Annotated in this window: 18 protein-coding genes; 9 read left to right on the top strand and 9 right to left on the bottom strand. The window is 62.2% G+C overall.

The window, feature by feature from the left end; all coding sequences use genetic code 11:
* The first annotated feature begins 78 nt into the window (after positions 1-78).
* From AC2A1F_RS10915 to ribA, 7 genes are all read left to right on the top strand, one after another.
* Entirely contained in the window at positions 79-345 is a 267-nt protein-coding gene (locus tag AC2A1F_RS10915; RefSeq protein WP_484208774.1) for a GlsB/YeaQ/YmgE family stress response membrane protein, read from the top strand.
* A 71-nt stretch (positions 346-416) separates the two neighbouring features.
* Positions 417-686: a hypothetical protein gene (locus AC2A1F_RS10910; RefSeq protein WP_484208773.1), complete on the top strand. Its 270-nt coding sequence runs from the start codon at positions 417-419 to the stop codon at positions 684-686.
* Between the two features lie 252 nt (positions 687-938).
* Complete coding sequence (rpmG, locus tag AC2A1F_RS10905) at positions 939-1,106, top strand: 50S ribosomal protein L33 (protein ID WP_054106051.1); 168 nt, start codon at positions 939-941, stop codon at positions 1,104-1,106.
* A gap of 103 nt (positions 1,107-1,209) precedes the next feature.
* Positions 1,210-1,881: a LolA family protein gene (locus tag AC2A1F_RS10900; protein ID WP_484209028.1), complete on the top strand. Its 672-nt coding sequence runs from the start codon at positions 1,210-1,212 to the stop codon at positions 1,879-1,881.
* An 826-nt stretch (positions 1,882-2,707) separates the two neighbouring features.
* A complete protein-coding gene (locus AC2A1F_RS10895) occupies positions 2,708-2,998 on the top strand; it encodes a HigA family addiction module antitoxin (protein ID WP_484208772.1) in 291 nt (96 codons plus the stop codon).
* 371 nt (positions 2,999-3,369) lie between these two features.
* Positions 3,370-4,161, top strand: a complete 792-nt coding sequence (locus AC2A1F_RS10890) for an exodeoxyribonuclease III (RefSeq protein WP_484208771.1) — start codon at positions 3,370-3,372, stop codon at positions 4,159-4,161.
* Entirely contained in the window at positions 4,158-5,222 is a 1,065-nt protein-coding gene (gene ribA / locus AC2A1F_RS10885) for a GTP cyclohydrolase II (protein ID WP_484208770.1), read from the top strand. The genes AC2A1F_RS10890 and ribA overlap by 4 nt, the downstream gene beginning before the upstream one ends.
* Before the next feature lie 47 nt (positions 5,223-5,269).
* Here ribA and AC2A1F_RS10880 read toward each other — a convergent pair whose 3' ends face one another.
* From AC2A1F_RS10880 to AC2A1F_RS10855, 6 genes are all read right to left on the bottom strand, one after another.
* A complete protein-coding gene (locus tag AC2A1F_RS10880; protein ID WP_484208769.1) occupies positions 5,270-5,575 on the bottom strand; it encodes a hypothetical protein in 306 nt (101 codons plus the stop codon).
* A gap of 51 nt (positions 5,576-5,626) precedes the next feature.
* Positions 5,627-5,965 (bottom strand): hypothetical protein, encoded by a 339-nt coding sequence (locus AC2A1F_RS10875; RefSeq protein WP_484208768.1) that lies wholly within the window; start codon positions 5,963-5,965, stop codon positions 5,627-5,629.
* A gap of 40 nt (positions 5,966-6,005) precedes the next feature.
* Positions 6,006-7,007 (bottom strand): right-handed parallel beta-helix repeat-containing protein, encoded by a 1,002-nt coding sequence (locus AC2A1F_RS10870; RefSeq protein WP_484208767.1) that lies wholly within the window; start codon positions 7,005-7,007, stop codon positions 6,006-6,008.
* 79 nt (positions 7,008-7,086) lie between these two features.
* Positions 7,087-7,377 (bottom strand): hypothetical protein, encoded by a 291-nt coding sequence (locus AC2A1F_RS10865; protein ID WP_484208766.1) that lies wholly within the window; start codon positions 7,375-7,377, stop codon positions 7,087-7,089.
* Entirely contained in the window at positions 7,377-7,595 is a 219-nt protein-coding gene (locus tag AC2A1F_RS10860) for a type II toxin-antitoxin system antitoxin (protein WP_484208765.1), read from the bottom strand. Before AC2A1F_RS10860 ends, AC2A1F_RS10865 begins: the two co-directional genes overlap by 1 nt.
* 12 nt (positions 7,596-7,607) lie before the next feature.
* Positions 7,608-8,516 carry an SPFH domain-containing protein gene (locus AC2A1F_RS10855; RefSeq protein ID WP_484208764.1) on the bottom strand — a complete coding sequence of 303 codons (909 nt, stop codon included), beginning with the start codon at positions 8,514-8,516 and terminating at the stop codon, positions 7,608-7,610.
* Positions 8,517-8,956: 440 nt separating this feature from the next.
* Here AC2A1F_RS10855 and AC2A1F_RS10850 point away from each other — a divergent pair, with 440 nt between their 5' ends.
* On the top strand, positions 8,957-9,133 hold the full coding sequence (locus AC2A1F_RS10850; RefSeq protein ID WP_484208763.1) for a DUF465 domain-containing protein: 177 nt from the start codon (positions 8,957-8,959) through the stop codon (positions 9,131-9,133).
* A gap of 61 nt (positions 9,134-9,194) precedes the next feature.
* Positions 9,195-10,223 (top strand): TerC family protein, encoded by a 1,029-nt coding sequence (locus AC2A1F_RS10845; protein ID WP_484208762.1) that lies wholly within the window; start codon positions 9,195-9,197, stop codon positions 10,221-10,223.
* A 108-nt stretch (positions 10,224-10,331) separates the two neighbouring features.
* Here the strand turns inward: AC2A1F_RS10845 and recQ are convergent, their stop codons facing one another.
* The 3 genes from recQ to metH form a co-directional block, all read right to left on the bottom strand.
* Complete coding sequence (recQ, locus tag AC2A1F_RS10840; protein WP_484208761.1) at positions 10,332-12,134, bottom strand: DNA helicase RecQ; 1,803 nt, start codon at positions 12,132-12,134, stop codon at positions 10,332-10,334.
* A 127-nt stretch (positions 12,135-12,261) separates the two neighbouring features.
* On the bottom strand, positions 12,262-13,485 hold the full coding sequence (locus AC2A1F_RS10835; protein ID WP_484208760.1) for a cation:proton antiporter: 1,224 nt from the start codon (positions 13,483-13,485) through the stop codon (positions 12,262-12,264).
* A gap of 270 nt (positions 13,486-13,755) precedes the next feature.
* Positions 13,756-16,398: a methionine synthase gene (metH, locus tag AC2A1F_RS10830; protein ID WP_484208759.1), complete on the bottom strand. Its 2,643-nt coding sequence runs from the start codon at positions 16,396-16,398 to the stop codon at positions 13,756-13,758.
* Between the last annotated feature and the right edge of the window lie 8 nt (positions 16,399-16,406).

The raw sequence follows: 16,406 nt of genomic DNA, 5'->3' as shown, positions 1-16,406 counted from the left end.
GCCTCTCCCTGAATTGACTCCCCAGAACGCCAATATTGGCAAGCCAGCCGCAAACGGCTGAAATCTTAGGGGTAAATCATGGGTCTTATCATTCTCCTCGTCGTGGGCGGCATTCTTGGCTGGCTCGCCAGCATCGTCATGCGCACAGATGGCCAGCAGGGCATCCTGCTCAATATCGTGGTCGGTATCGTCGGCGCGTTTCTGGGCGGGTTCCTGCTGGCACCGCTGATCGGTGGCGGCAGCATCACGCAGGGCATCTCTGCCGGTACGCTGATCGTTTCGTTCCTTGGCGCGGTGATCCTGCTTGCGATCATCAACCTGATCCGTCGCGGTTCGGTTCGGTAAACCAGAGCGACACAGGTTTCAGGAGGGCGGTTTGCAAAGACCGCCCTTTTACACATCCGAAAGGGTCAGCAATGAAAAACGCATTCAAACACACAATGATTGTTCCGGCTCTGGCACTAAGCCTCGGCCTTGCCGCCTGCGACAGCCCGCAGGAAAACGCAGCCGAAGATAAGGCCGAAGTCGTGCGCGAAAATTCCGAAGCCGCGGCCGACACGATGGAAGATCAGGCTGACGCCATAGGCGGCGCATCGGAAGATGCGATGGAAACCAAGGCGCAAGAGGTCCGCAAGACCGGCGAAGCCAAGGCTGATGCCATGGAAGACAGCGCTGACAAGATGTAAGTCCAAGGTCTGACATGTTGTAATGGCGCGCAAAGGCCCGGCACCTTTCCAAAGGTGTCGGGCTTTTTCCCAATACCGGTTGCAAACGAAACCGGTATCATGTTCAGCCCAGCCGGGCAAATTGTGCTCGTGCCGACTGGTCGCTTGACTTTGCGCCGATTCTACCCCAACGGCCCCACCCTGTGACGGCGGCGTGGGAACGCGCCGCTACATTCGTTTTCAGATTCGCGCGCGAAATTTCAGGATAGAGCAATGGCAAAGCCCACCACCGTCAAGATCCGTCTGGTCTCGACCGCTGACACCGGCTTCTTCTATGTCACCAAGAAGAACCCCCGCAACACGACCGAGAAGATGGTCTTCCGCAAGTACGATCCCGTCGTGCGCAAGCATGTCGAGTTCAAGGAAGCGAAGATCAAGTAACAGCGCCTTTTGCGCTTTCCCCGTTGAGCCCGTCCCGCCATTGATGGAACCGGGACGGTTCACGGTGAGTTCAACGCCAGCACCTCAAGGAACGGCGATGAACATGATCAACACCACTTTTCGCAAATTGGCCAAGCTCCGCAGGCTAAAACGCCCTGCAGCGGCCCTCTCGCTTGTCTTCGCCGCAGCCGCACCGGCCATGCTCGCAGCCCCTACGACGGCACAAGCGCAGGCATCAGACATTGACCGCGCTGTAACGGCCTTGCGCGGCATCACCACCTTGCGTGCCAACTTTGTGCAGACGGATCGCTCGGGCCAGATGATCTCGGGCGTGCTGACGATGAAGCGCCCAGGCAAGATCCGCTTCCAGTATCAAAAGGGCGTGCCGCTGCTGATCGTCGGCGATGGCAAGGCGCTGACCATGATCGACTATGAAGTGCGGCAGGTGCAGCGCTGGCCCATCGGCAACAGCCCGCTGGGCGCGCTGCTCGATCCGAACAAGGACGTCGCTCGCTTTGCCAAGCAACTGCCCACCGGCGATCCGGGCGTGATCAGCCTGCAAGTGCGCGATCCCAAGCATCCCGAATATGGCACGATCACGATGATCTTCGTGCGCAACGCAGGCGCGCCCGGCGGCTTCCAGCTCGATTCGTGGGTCGCGCTCGATTCGCAGAACAAGCGCACCACCGTCCGGCTGACCGGCCAGCAATATGGCATCGCTGTGGATGACAAGACTTTCCGCTGGACCGACCCGCGCACCCCGACGCGGCGTTGAGCGGCTAACCTCAAAGCGAAAGGCAGCGCCCCCGCGAAGGCGGGGGCCTCAAGCCGCGTTGCGAAACCCCTCCGGCAGGCAGCAGCGCTCGACCGCCCGAGGTCCCCGCCTTCGCGGGGAAGCAAAAGTCTTCGCCCTTGCCTCTACATTCTTCGTCACCCCGGGCTTGACCCGGGGTCCCGCTTTACTTCGCAACGTCAGAAAAGAGCCATACCCCGGATCAAGTCCGGGGCGACGATTCTGGAAGCGTGAGCAAACCTGAACCACGCCTCCGACGACCCATCGCCGCCAAGCACCACCTCACCCCTCAACCGTTCGCCCCTTGCGACAAATTACGACAAGCCTGTCATAACCGTTCATCAGGGGGCAAGCGTGCAGCCCCTAAAACGGTCGTCGACGAGGCGGTTGAGACAGGTTTCCCCCCTGTTGCCAGTCTCCTAGTGACCTCTCGTCAAGCGTGACGAACGCGAATGGAACCCTCGGACCAATGCCCCCGGTCCGGGGGTTTTGTTTTTGGGGTCCGGGCTTCCCCCCAGAGACGGCTGCGGATAGCGAATTTCTGTGCTTCCGGTTTTCACAAAAACCAAGCCCGCTCACCCTGAGCCTGTCGAAGGGTGCGCGCCGGTTCTCGAAATCCACCATCCTCGCTCGCCTCTGAGGAAACCCCGAACCCCAAACCCAGCGCCAATCCGCAGTCCCCCTGAACTTGTTTCAGAGTCCATTTCCCCGCATAAGCGGTGACGCGATTTCAAAATCAACGGTGCAAGGTCATGGACGACTCGACACTATAAAATGGCAGTCGATTGTAATGACCACCATTTAGGCCATGACCATGATGCACAACCCTCCCCATCCCGGCGAACTGCTTCGTGACGAAGTGATCGGAGCGCTGAACCTGTCCGTCACCGAAGCTGCCAGCCGCCTCGCCATGTCGCGCGTCGCCCTCTCTCGCGTGCTGAACGGCAAGGCCGGGATCAGCCCCGATCTGGCCTTGCGGCTGGAGCAGGCAGGCGCAAGCACGGCGCGGGCGTGGCTGGCGATGCAGGCGAACTATGATCTGTGGCAGGCGCGGCAGCATGTGCAGCCAGTCGTTCGGCGGTTGCAGGAAGCAGCGTGACGTTGCAATAAAGCAAAGATCGCGTCAAAGTTCACTCATGACTTTTCGCAGGCCAATGGTTCCTTCTCACATACCAGAGTTGGCAGTTTTTGGCGTTGCTGCGTTGGGCGTTCTTTTCGTAGCCGTATATGCTGTTTGGGCGGCATCAAGGGAGTTACTCGCTTGGCACGAAGTCCCAGCTCTGACTATGTTGATGGCGCTGGGGTCATTGCCGATGTTGGCGATGGGGCTATGGTTTCGGCGACAGCGACTAAAAAAGACAGCTGAACTGAAAAATTATGAGAGCATTCTCGCAGCAGCGCGTGATCCCAACTAGCCCACCCCCACATCCCATCTAGCCATCGCCCCCCCGCAACCCTAAAGCCAAGCGCATGATCTCGGTTGCCACATGGAACATCAATTCGGTCCGCTTGCGCGCCGATCAGGTCGAACGCTTTTTGCTGCAGGAGGCGCCCGATGTGTTGTGCCTGCAGGAGATCAAGACGCCGGAAAACCTGTTCCCGCACGAGGTGTTCGAAAAGCTCGGCTACACCCACCGGGCGATCCACGGGCAGAAGGGCTACCACGGCGTCGCCACCGTCAGCCGCATCCCGTTCCGCGATTTCAGCAAGCATGACTGGCAGGACAATGGCGAGGCGCGGCATATCGGCGTTGAACTGCTTGGGCCGGGCAACGGGTTGATCATCGAGAACGTCTATATCCCCGCAGGCGGCGATGTGGCCGACCGCGAGGTGAACCCCAAGTTCGGCCAGAAGCTCGATTTCCTCGAACGCATGACCCGCTGGGCCGAAAAGATCGAGCGCCCCACGCTGATCGTCGGCGATTTCAACATCGCGCCGCTGGAATGCGATGTTTACAACCACAAGGCCCTGCTCAAGGTCGTCAGCCACACCCCGCTTGAAGTCGAGACGCTGCAACGCTTCGCCGATGCCCACGGCTGGGTGGACCTTGGTCGCAGGCACATCCCCGCGCCGGAACGTAACTATTCGTGGTGGTCCTACCGCTCCTATTGGCGCGCCAAGGATCAGGGGCGGCGGCTTGACCACATGTGGGCCTCGCCCGAAGCTGCGGCGCAAACGCGCAGCCACCGCTTCGTGGAAGAAACGCGCAAGTGGGAGCAGCCTTCCGACCACATCCCGCTGATCACCGAGCTGGATCTGTGAGCGAATCGCGAAACGTTGCTAAAGCGCTCGACGCGCTGCGCCACGGCTGGGCGATCCGCGTCACCGGCACTGATGGCGCGCTGGACTTGCTCCCTGCCGAAACCGCCTTCGTCCAGCCCGGCATCTACGCCGCGCGCATGCTCATCTCCGCCGCCCGTGCCGCCACGCTGAAGCTCGCCAACCAGCGCGATGCCGCCGTGCCCGAAGCCCCGGTCATGATCCACGGTGCAGAACCCTTCAGCCTCTCTGCCGCGCGCAAGCTGGCCGATCCCGCCGAAGATTTGCGCAACCCATTGCGCGGTCCGTTCAAGGCCGACCCGATCGAGGCCTATGACGCTGCCACCGCCGCGATGGACATGGCGCGGCTGGCGGGCATTCTCCCCGCCTTCCTCATCTCCACCGGCGTAGACATTGCGGCGGAAGTCTCCACCGCCGATCTCGCCGCGTTCAAGGACCCGCTTAACCTGACGATCCAGGCCCGCGCCCGCCTGCCCGTCCACGCTTGCGAACACGCCGAAATCATTGCCTTCCGCGCCCGCGACGACTTGCGCGAACATGTCGCCCTCGTCCTCGGCACGCAAACCAGCGAGCGCACGCCGCTGGTGCGCCTGCACAGCGAATGCTTGACCGGCGACGTGCTCGGCAGCCTCAAATGCGATTGCGGCCCGCAACTTGATGCAGCGCTCGCCCAGATGGCGCAGGAGGCCAGCGGTGGCGGATGGGGCGTGCTGCTCTACCTGCGGCAGGAAGGGCGCGGGATTGGCTTGATCAACAAGCTGCGCGCCTATGAACTGCAGGATCAAGGCTTTGATACGGTGGACGCCAACGAGCGGCTTGGCCTGCCCAGTGAAGCGCGTGACTTTCCCGTGGCTGCGCGGATGCTCGATCTGCTCGGCGTCTCCCGCCTGCGCCTGCTGACCAACAATCCGCAAAAGGTCGCTACGTTGCGAGACCTTGGCCTTGATGTGGTAGAGCGCGTGGCCCACCAACTCCCCGCCAACCCCCACAACCAGCGCTACCTTGAAACCAAGCGCGACCGGACGGGACACCTGTTGCGCTAGGGGCGAGGGCACACCCCCCCCGCCCCCTGATTTCGCCCCTCGTAACCTCAAACCGGCGCGCCAGCGACAGCCAGCAACACCAGCGCTGCCACCACCGCGGCAAAGACCAGCGCGCGCGCCATGTCCTTCACGGTGAACCGGTCGATGTGCTCGGCCCTGAACGCGCGATACCCGCGTTGTGCCGCCGAATTGCTGGCCACCAGCGCCACATCGAGCGAACTGGCTTCGCGTTTGAACCAATTGATCAGCAAGCCGCGCTCTTCCGGCGTAACATCGGGATAGGCGGTAAGCAGCGCTTCCACGTGCGCGCGGCGGGCATCCACGGCGGATGCGATAGTCGAACTGTTTGACATGATAAATGTCCTGACATGCGTTTCATCAGCGCCCGCAGGCGCAGCGGCAGGTCAGGAAATCGGCGGTGCCCTTGGGGCAGGGCGTAGCAGTAATGGTGCTGGCGCAGGGGGTGCGGTTTGCGGCGGCCAGAAATGCGCCGCCTGCTCCACTAGCGGGACGACAGGCGCAGGCACAGCCACCGGCCTTGGAGGCGAAACCGGCACCATCGCCTGCTGCACTTGCAGTTTGCGTTCAGGCGCCACCGCCAGATCCACGGTCGCCGCGCTGAACGCCGATCCGCTGCGCGCCTGCAGCGGGGCCTCGAACGGCACTGTGGCATGCGTCAGCGCGGTCAGGGCCAGCAACAGCGCCCATATCCGCCCGGCAAGGTTCAGGGAAAGACGGCTCAACACCCCGTCAAAGTAGGGGCCGGTTCCGTAAACAGCAACCTCAGCGCTTCTCGAACTTCGTCAGCCCGCTGCCCAACGTATTGGCACCAATCGACAGCGTATCGCCCGACCAGTCCGCCACGAACACCGATCCCCACGGCACACCCGGTGCAAAGCGCGCGTCGTTGCCGCTGACCAGCAGCCCGGCCGAGCTGTTCGCCCGCCCCTCGGCGGCGACAGCGATGAACGCGCTGTGGTTTTCCTTGTCGGCCCCTTGCACGAAGGCATTGTCCACGATCCGCCCGGCAGCGCCTGCCGACAGGTCGATCATGTAGTTGGTGGTCTTGCCCGCACTGTCGTCAAAGCTCGATTGCGAAACGTCCACGCGCGCGGCACGGGTCTTCACATAGTGCCCGCCGCGTCCGGCCTCGAACCGGCTGCGCCGGATCGTCAGGCTGCCGTAATCGCCAAGATAGATCGAATGCGCGCAGGAAAGGCCCCGATCACAACGGCCCAGCCGGGTGAAGGTCGATTGTTCGATCAGCACCGCGCCGGTCGGGTCATTGGCTGAAAGGATGCCCTGCTCACTGTCGCGGAACCACGATTGCCGCACGGTCAGGTTCCCACGCTCCAGCCGGATGCCCGCGCCATTGGCATCGGGCACGCGCACGTTCTGGAAGATCAGGCCTTCCACGCGCGTAGAGCGCCCCCGCACCACCAGCGTGGCCTTGCCTTCGCAGGCTGCGCCATCGAACACGGTCTGCCCCGGCACTTGCGCCACAAAGCCAACGTCGCCTGCACCCTGCACCGCACAATCGCGATAGACGCCGGGCTCGATCTGCACGGTGCCCGATCCTTCACCGATGGAATTGACCGCCTCCTGCAACGCGGAAAAGCTGCGCCCGGTTTCAGTCACCTTGTAGGGCATGCGCTGACTTTGGCCTTGCGCAAGCAAAGCGCTGGCCGGAATAGCTGCAACCACCGCCACGCCCAGCAGCAGCGTAGTAAGGCGCTGACCCTGATGGCGGCGCTCCTGAAGGGCAAAGGGGTTCTTCATTTTCATATCCGCTCCCGGCGTTTACTGCACCGGGATAAGCGAAAATGATTGACAGGCCCTTGCGTTCCGCCGCGTGACCTTTCGGTCAGGCCCGGCTTCCCCAGCGCCACTTCCACCCACCGCGCGTATGGCGCGCCGCAATCCAGGTGAAGGCCAGCGTCGCTGTGATAGTAATAGCCACCCCTCCACCGCGCGCCGTGTGGTTCAGCCAAGCTGCGCCGCCCACTACTGCAAGATAGCTCGCCAGCAAGGCCCAGCCCTGCCACCGGATCGGCCACCCAGCGCCATAGCCAAAGCGCTTCTGCGAAAACCAGGCACCATCGTCTGCGGGCACCTCTTCCTTGGGAGGCCGAGTCGTGTAGCGCGGATCAACCATCACTGCTCTCCTTGGGCGGCGTTCTCTTTGGGTGGGCGCCCGCGCCGCACTGGTTCGGCAGCCCCCAGCTTTACCCCGCGCCGCAAAAGCGCCTCACGCAGCAGCACTTCGATCTGGACATTGGCAGAGCGCAAGTCAGCCGCCGCCGAACGCTCGATCGCGGCAAACAGCGCCGGATCGATGCGCAAAGGGAAAGCTTTCTTGGGCGCAGGTGCCATGCTTGCCCCGCCTTACTGGTACAGCGTGCCGGCGTTAACCACCGGCTGCGCATCGCGCTCACCGCACAGCACCACCATCAGGTTCGATACCATCGCGGCGCGACGCTCGTCGTCCAGTTCGACCACGTTCTTTTCCGAAAGCTGGGTCAGCGCCATTTCCACCATCGAAACCGCCCCTTCGACCAGTTTCTTGCGCGCGGAAATCACCGCTTCGGCTTGCTGGCGGCGCAGCATCGCGCCTGCAATTTCAGGCGCATAGGCAAGGTGCGTCAAACCGCATTCGTCCACCGTAATGCCTGCGAGCACCAGCCGTGCGTTCAGTTCGGTGCGCAGTTCGGCGTTGATCTGATCGTGGTGGCTGCGCAGCGTCACTTCCTGATGCTCGATATCGTCATAAGGATAGCGCGAACCGATAGACCGCACAGCGCTTTCGATCTGCACAAACACGAAGGCCTTGTAGTCGTCCACATCGAACAGCGCCTGCGCCGTGTCCGAAACGCGCCATACCACGTTGGCCGCAATCTCGATCGGATTGCCACGCAGGTCGTTCACTTTCAGCTTTTCGGAAACCACGTTGTTGGCGCGCACTGAAATCTTGGTTTTGCTCATCCACGGCCAGACCCAGCGAAGCCCGTGGTTGCGGTCGGTGCCACGATAGGCCCCGAACAGCCCGATGGCCGCAGCCTGATTGGGCTGGATCATGTAAAAACCAGATGCGATCAGCACGATCAGCGCCGGCCCGATGAAAATGGTGGAGAGGAACGGCAGCACATCGGAATCAGCCGGATTGCTCCCGGCAAAGCCCAGCACACGCACGCCGGTGAGCATGACCAGCGCAATCAACGCGATCAGCATCGCATAACCATTGACCGACCAGGCCCCGGTTTCCCTGCTTGCCGAATGAGTCCGCGAATCAGCCATCGAACCTACCCCTCTAAATTTGATATCACTTTAATATCAGATTGAGTGGTAGTGGCAAGCGGTTCAGGGCGGCTTTGTTCGAGCATGCTTCGACAAGCTCAGCATGAGCGGGATAGCGTCGAGCGCAAGCATCCACTCTAACCTCGTGCAGACAACCCGCTCATCCCCCAGCCTGCTCATCCTGAGCCTGTAGAAGGATGCCCACACGCTCAGCGCAACAACCCCCTTGCATTCCAGACCGAATCGCTCCAAATAACGCGGGCGGACCGGGCCCCTCTGGCGCGGCGTTTTTGCCCTATCAGGAAAAACGCCTCGTGATGTCGGACCGCATCGGGTGATGCCGATGCTTTGGGTCCGGGTCTTTTCCCCTGTTCCTGACCATATGGGTCCAACGCGCGGCATCTCCGATCGAACGCCACTGCTTTCGAAGGGTTATCCTGATGTCCGACCGTTACTTTCATCTGCTCGAACGCCACCAGAAACTGGACGCGGCACTCCGTATCGCGCGCGATCCGTTTGATGTGCTGCGCCTCGCTCGCCTCAAGGCCGTGGTAAAGGCCCGCCTCTCAGGCCTGTTCTTGCGTCGCCCCGAAGCGGCCCTTCTGGCAACAGTATGAAATAAGGGAACCACGCCTCCTCTCGAAGCTTTCGGGAGGCGGTAGGGTGCGGAGAGTATAGATGGAATTCCTGTTTGCAGACTGGCTGATGTCTGATTGGCTGGGCACACCCGCCTGGTTCTGGCTCGCCTTCATCGGCCTCGTCGTGGCGCTTACTGCGTTCGATCTTGGCGTCCTCCACAAGGAGGACAAGGCCATGGGCATCGGCGAATCGCTGCGGCTGACCGCCTTTTACATCACTATTGCGCTGTTGTTCGGCGTATGGGTTTGGGCCGAAAAGGGCGCAGACCTTGGCATGAAGTACTACACCGGCTTTTTCATCGAAAAGGCGCTATCCATCGACAACGTCTTTGTGATCAGCCTGATCTTCACCTTCTTCGCGATCCCGCCAAAGTATCAGTATCGCGCCCTGCTTTGGGGCATCGTAGCCGTAATCTTCCTGCGCGGCGCGATGATCGCGGGCGGTGCGGCGCTGGTGGAACAGGCCTATTGGGTGCTTTACATCTTCGCCGCGTTCCTCGTGTTCACCGGCATCAAGATGTTCTTCGCCAACGATCATGATCCCGACATCGGCAACAACCCGGTCGTCCGCTGGATCAGCCGCCACATGCGCGTGACCAAGGAACTGCACGATCAGCATTTCTTCGTGAAAGTGCCCGATGAAAAGACGGGGAAAATGGTGCGCGCTGCCACCCCGCTGTTCCTCGCGCTGGTGGTGATCAACCTGGCCGATCTGGTCTTCGCGGTCGATTCGGTGCCTGCAATCTTTGCTATCACGACCGACACCTTCATCGTCTATACCTCGAACATCATGGCCATCCTCGGCCTGCGCGCGCTCTACTTCGCGCTGGCTGCAATGATCGACCGGTTCGCCTACCTCAAGTATGCGCTGGCCGCCGTGCTGGTGTTCATCGGCAGCAAGATCTTCGTTGCAGATTTCCTGCTGGGCGGGGCCAAATTCCCCCCGGCGCTCAGCCTTGGCGTCACCTTCGCGATCATCGCTGGCGGCGTGGCGTTCTCGCTCTGGAAGACCCGCGGCATGCCGCTGCACGATCCTGAAGAACCGATTGCACAGGGCACTGTGAACTGAGGCCTAAGTTTATGCCGCGTCATTCCCGCGCAGGCGGGAATCCAGCAACAAAGGACTCGCAGCAACTCTCTGGATCCCCGCCTGCGCGGGGATGACGAAGCTTTTAATTCAAAACTGCCGCAAAACCTCCAGAAACCGGTCGCCATAAGCCTCCAGCTTGCGCGCGCCCACGCCACCAATCTGGCCAAGCTCAACCGAAGTCCCCGGCCGCGAAGCCGCCATCTCGCGCAGCACCGAATCGTGGAAGATCACATAAGGCGGCACACCAGCCTCCCGCGCCAGATCACGGCGCAGCGCGCGCAGCGCATCGAACACCGGATCGCCCACGGGATTGAGCGCGGCACCATCGCCGCCCCGCCCGCGCCTACTAGTCCGGCCCTCTTTCTTGAGCACCAGCACCAGCGGCACCTCGGCCTCGCCCTTCAAAATCGCCCGCGCCTCTCCGCCCAGCGCCAGGCCGCCGTGTTCGGTCGCCACGAGCGCCCCGCGCGCCTGCAACGCCCGCGCCAATGGCCGCAGCAGCGGCGCTTCATCGGCGGTGACAATCCCGAACACCGATAATTGATCGTGCCCACGCTGCGTCACGCGTTCATCAGCAACGCCGGTCAGCACCTTTTCCACATAGCCAAAGCCAAACGATTGCCCGGTGCGATAGACCGCCGACAGCAGCTTGCGCGCCACCTCGGTCGCATCGGTAACCCCCGGCGCATTCAGGCAATTGTCGCAATTCCCGCAAGACGGCGGCGGATTCTCGCCAAAGTGGCGCAGCAACAGCGCGCGGCGGCAGTGCGGGGTTTCCACAAGCCCCGCCAGCGCATCGATCCGCGTCCACTCCCCTGCGCGGCGGTGTTCCTCAACTTCCGCAATCCGTTGCCGCGCGCGGATAAAATCCTCCGCACCCCACAGCATCACCGCCACTGCCGGATCGCCATCGCGCCCGGCGCGGCCCGTCTCCTGATAATAGCCCTCAATGCTTTTCGGACAGGCGGCATGGGCCACAAAGCGCACATCGGGCTTGTCGATGCCCATGCCGAAGGCGACCGTCGCCACCATCACCATGTCTTCGGATTCCACAAACGCCGCCTGATTGGCCGCGCGTACTGCCGCATCCAGCCCCGCGTGATAAGGCCGCACCTCGCGCCCGCCTGCGGCCAGTTGCCCGGCCAGCTTCTCGACCTGCGCCCGCGTCGGGGCATAGACGATGCCGGGACCGGGGTTCTCGGCCATCACCGCCATCAGCTGCCGCAGCGGATTGTCGCGCGGCACGATGGCATAGCGGATGTTGGGCCGGTCAAACCCGGCAACGATCAGTCCCTCTTCGGGAATGCCCAGCTGCGTCAGGATATCCGCCCGCGTGTGCCGGTCCGCCGTGGCCGTCAGCGCCAGACGCGGCACATCGGGGAACGCGTCCATCAGCGGGCGCAACAGCCTGTAATCAGGGCGGAAATCGTGGCCCCATTCCGAAACGCAATGCGCTTCATCAATCGCAAACATCGCCACGCGGCCCCGGCGCAGCATCTCGAGGAAATGCGGCTGGCTGGCGCGTTCCGGCGCGACATAGAGCAGGTCGAGATCGTCCGACAGGAACCGCTCGATGGTCTGCCCGCGGTCCAGATCCACGCTGGTCAGGGTCGCGGCGCGGATGCCGTTGGCAGTTGCGCTGCGCAACTGATCGTGCATCAGCGCGATCAGCGGCGAGACAACCACACAGCACCCCGGCAGCATGACCGCAGGCAACTGATATGTCAGCGATTTCCCGGCCCCTGTCGGCATGACCGCCAAGGTTGAGCGCCCCGCCAGCACCCGGTCCACTACATCGGCCTGCACACCACGAAAGGCGGAGAAGCCAAACACCGCATGCAGGCGGTCGAGCACAACAGACGGGGCAAAATCGAGGGCAGAGAGCGTCACTCGGTCGCTATGGCAGATCAGCCGCCATCACGCCAAGGATGTTCGGCCATTTATCACGTCCAGCGTGCTTGCTGGCGCAGGCTGAAGGCCGATCGGTGCTGCCAGGTGTCGTTCAGAATGCGCCAGATCAACGAACCGTTCGAGATCGCTGTGTTGACCCACTCGCCATCGCACCGGTCAAGCGGCGCAGCTTTGGCGTGACCATCGGCACCGTCAGCATTGTGCTGAGGACGGCCATCAGCAGCAGCGCAGTGAACGTCTCGTTGGTGACGATGCCCTTGTCCAGCAGCACATTGACGAAGATGATCATGATCAGCGCCTTGGTCTGCAGCAGCCAGCCGATGATCGAGGCTTCACCCTTGGCCCAGCCGAGCAGGCGGCCTGCAAGCTGGATGCCTGCCAGCTTTCCGGCAACCGAAGCGGCAAGGAACAGGAAGGCAGCGCCGAATACGGCAACGCCGCCCACGTCCCATTTGGTGCGAAGGCCCGTGGACAGGAAAAATACGGGCATGACCGCCAGCAGCAGGAACTGGCGGAAACCATCGAGCCGATCACGCGAGAACCAGGGCGCATCCAGCACGGCTCCGGCAAGGAATGCGCCGACCATGAAGTGCAGGCCCGACCAGTCCGCCGCAAATCCGACCAGAGCGAGCCAGACGAGCGAGACGTACCACCGGTCGTTTTCTTCCAGGCGCCGGAACAGCGCGCGCACTGCCCATGAGGCGAACGAGAAGGCTGCGAGGAAGATGACCTGTCGGCCCACCCGCTCCCAATCGACGAGGATCAGCGCCAGCACGCCCCAGATCGCAATGTCGTCCAGGCTGGCATAGCGCAGGATGCGCTGGCCCAGCGGTTCGCGGAAGATGCCGAGCTTTTCCATCAGCAGCACAAGGATGGGCAACGCGGTGACCGCGCAGGCCATGCCGATGCCGAGCACGACCTGCCCAAAATTGCCATTCGGCCCGATCCAGCCGGGCGTCTGCAGCAGCAGCGCAGCCGCGGCAGCGCCGAATACCAGCGGCGTGATCAGCGCGCACGACGCGGTAATCGTCGTCTCACGCCGGTTGGCCCAAGCGTCCGATATGTCGAGTTCCAGCCCCGCCACGAACACGAACATCATCACGGCCCACCACGCGATGCCATTTAGCGATCCGATGACCTGCGGGTTAAACACGAAAGCGTAGTAATCGGGAAAGGCCGCGCCCAGCACGCCGGGGCCGAGCAGGATGCCGCCAACGATCTGCACCACCACCAGCGGTGCCCAGTAATCGGTGCGCAACAGCCGCCACGCAAGGTAGGGCACGGCAAGGATAATCGTTAGCGCGATCAGGAAGATTTCGGTGGTGCCCATGGTGTATTGGTAGCGCTGCCAAGCCCTGCAAGGCAAGCCGGGACGAAGGGGCGTTGCTGCTTTGGCTGAGCGTGGTGCGAGGCTCAGCGTTCTTCGACAAGCTCAGGACGAGCGGGCGGGGAGTCGTGCGCCCCCGCGAAAGCGGGGGCCTCAGGCGGTTTACGCTGACGTTCCTTAACACCACCGAGGCCCCCGCCTTCGCGGGGGAGCGGTTTTTTCGTTGGTGAGGGCGAAGAACCCCTCCTTCGAAGAGGAGGGGGCCTTCAGGGATCAATCGAGGTTCGGGCGGAGCCAGCGTTCCATGACGGCCAAGTCCATGCCCCTACGGACGGCGTAGTCTTCCAGCTGATCGCGACCGATGGTGGCAACGCCGAAGTACTGGCTTTCGGGGTGGGCGAAGTAGAAGCCCGACACCGCCGAGGTGGGCAGCATGGCCTGCGATTCCGTCAAGGTGATGCCAGCCGTTTCGGTCGCATCGAGCAGATCGAACAGGATCGGTTTTAGCGTGTGGTCCGGGCAGGCCGGATAGCCGGGTGCCGGGCGGATGCCCCGGTATTGTTCCTTGATCAAGGCTTCGTTGGTCAGCTGTTCACCCGGCGCATAGGCCCAGAGCGTGGTGCGGACATATTGGTGCAGGCGTTCGGCAAAGGCTTCTGCGAAACGGTCAGCCAAAGCTTTGAGCAGGATGTCCGAATAGTCGTCGTTGTCCGCCTTGAAACGGGCCAGATGTTCATCGATGCCGTGGATGCCCACCGCAAAGCCGCCGATCCAGTCACCCTGCGGATCGATGAAATCGGCAAGGCTGAAGTTCGCGCGGTCACGGCTCTTTATCACCTGCTGGCGCAGGAACGGCAGGCGGACCGAGAGTTCATCGTCATGCGGGTGGATCACCACATCATCGCCATGGCGCGCACAAGGCCAGAACTGGGCGACGCCGCGCGCCGTCAGCCACTTCTCCGAAATGATCTTTTCGAGCATCGCGCGGGCATCGGCATAGAGTCCGCGCGCGGATTCGCCGATTACTTCGTCTTCAAGAATACCCGGCCAGTTTCCGGCCAGTTCCCACGAACGGAAGAACGGCGTCCAATCGAAGCAATCGACCAGATCATCCAGATCCCAGCTGTCAAACACATGGCGGCCAGGTTGTTCGGGCGGCGGGGCCTTTTCTGAAAAGTCGGGTGCATAAGCATTAAGCCGCGCATCTTCGAGGCTGAGCAGCTTTGCCGCCCCCCTTCCCGCGCGCGCATCGCGTACATGCTGATAATCTGCCGCCGTCGCCTTGATGAACGGATCGGCCTGCGTATCGGACAGCAGCTGCGAGGCGACGCCAACCGCGCGACTGGCATCGAGCACATGAACAACCGGGCCGTCATACGCCTGATCGATGCGCAGTGCGGTGTGGACCTTGCTGGTGGTGGCTCCGCCGATGAGCAGCGGAATGCTCATTCCGGCGCGCTTCATTTCCTCAGCCACGGTGACCATTTCATCCAGCGACGGCGTGATCAGGCCGGACAGGCCAATGATATCAACACCTTCCTTCTGCGCGGTGTCAAGGATCGTGGACCACGGCACCATCACACCAAGATCGAGCACTTCGTAGCCGTTGCACTGCAAGACCACGCCGACGATGTTCTTGCCGATATCGTGAACGTCACCCTTGACCGTGGCCATGATGATCTTGCCCTTGGCCTTGGCCCCGGGCTGCTTGGCGGCTTCGATGAAGGGGATTAGGTGGGCCACGGCCTTTTTCATCACGCGGGCGGATTTGACCACCTGCGGCAGGAACATCTTGCCCGATCCGAACAGATCGCCAACCGTGTTCATGCCTTCCATCAGCGGGCCTTCGATCACTTCGATCGGGCGGCCACCGCGTGCGTCGATCATAACGCGCGCTTCTTCGGTGTCTTCGACGACATAGGCGTCGATGCCCTTGACCAGCGCGTGTTCAAGGCGGCGCACGACGTCCCAGCCGCGCCATTCCTCGGCGGCCTTTTCGGCGATAACGTCCTTGCCCTTGTAGCTTTCAGCCAGTTCGATCAGGCGTTCGGTGGCGGTCTGTTCGCCTTCGGCCACCTTGCGGCGGTTGAGCACGACGTCTTCACAGGCTTCACGCAGCACCGGGTCGATCTGGTCATAGATGTCGAGCTGGCCAGCATTGACGATGGCCATGTCCATGCCCGCCGGGATCGCGTGGTAGAGGAACACTGAATGCATCGCGCGGCGCACGATCTCGTTGCCACGGAAGCTGAACGAGAGGTTGGAAAGGCCGCCCGAAATATGGACGTGCGGGCAGCGCGCCTTGATCTCGCGCGTGGCTTCGATGAAATCGAGGCCGTAGTTGTCATGCTCTTCGATGCCGGTGGCGACGGCGAAGACATTGGGATCGAAGATGATGTCCTCGGGCGGGAAGCCGATGCCGACCAGCAAATCATAGGCGCGGGCGCAGATTTCAACCTTGCGCTCCTTGGTGTCGGCCTGACCCTTTTCGTCGAAGGCCATGACGACGACGGCAGCGCCATAGTCCATGCATTTGCGGGCGTGAGTGAGGAAGGCTTCCTCGCCTTCCTTCATCGAGATCGAATTGACGATGGGCTTGCCCGAAACGCATTTCAGGCCTGCTTCGATCACGTCCCACTTGGAGCTGTCGATCATTACCGGCACGCGGGCGATGTCCGGCTCGGCGGCGATCAGCTTGAGGTAGGTGGTCATCGCTTCGACCGCGTCGAGCAGGCCCTCGTCCATGTTGACGTCGATCACCTGCGCGCCGTTTTCCACCTGCTGGCGCGCGACTTCGACGGCCTTGGGGTAATCGCCGGAAAGGATCAGCTTTTTGAACGCGGCAGAACCGGTGACGTTGGTGCGTTCGCCGACGTTGACGAAGCGGGAGCCGGATGGGGTGTTGTTAGCAGTCACTGTATTTT

Source organism: Novosphingobium sp. HNCC26BN242, assembly GCF_057180525.1.
This window is presented reverse-complemented; position numbering and strand designations above follow the sequence as displayed.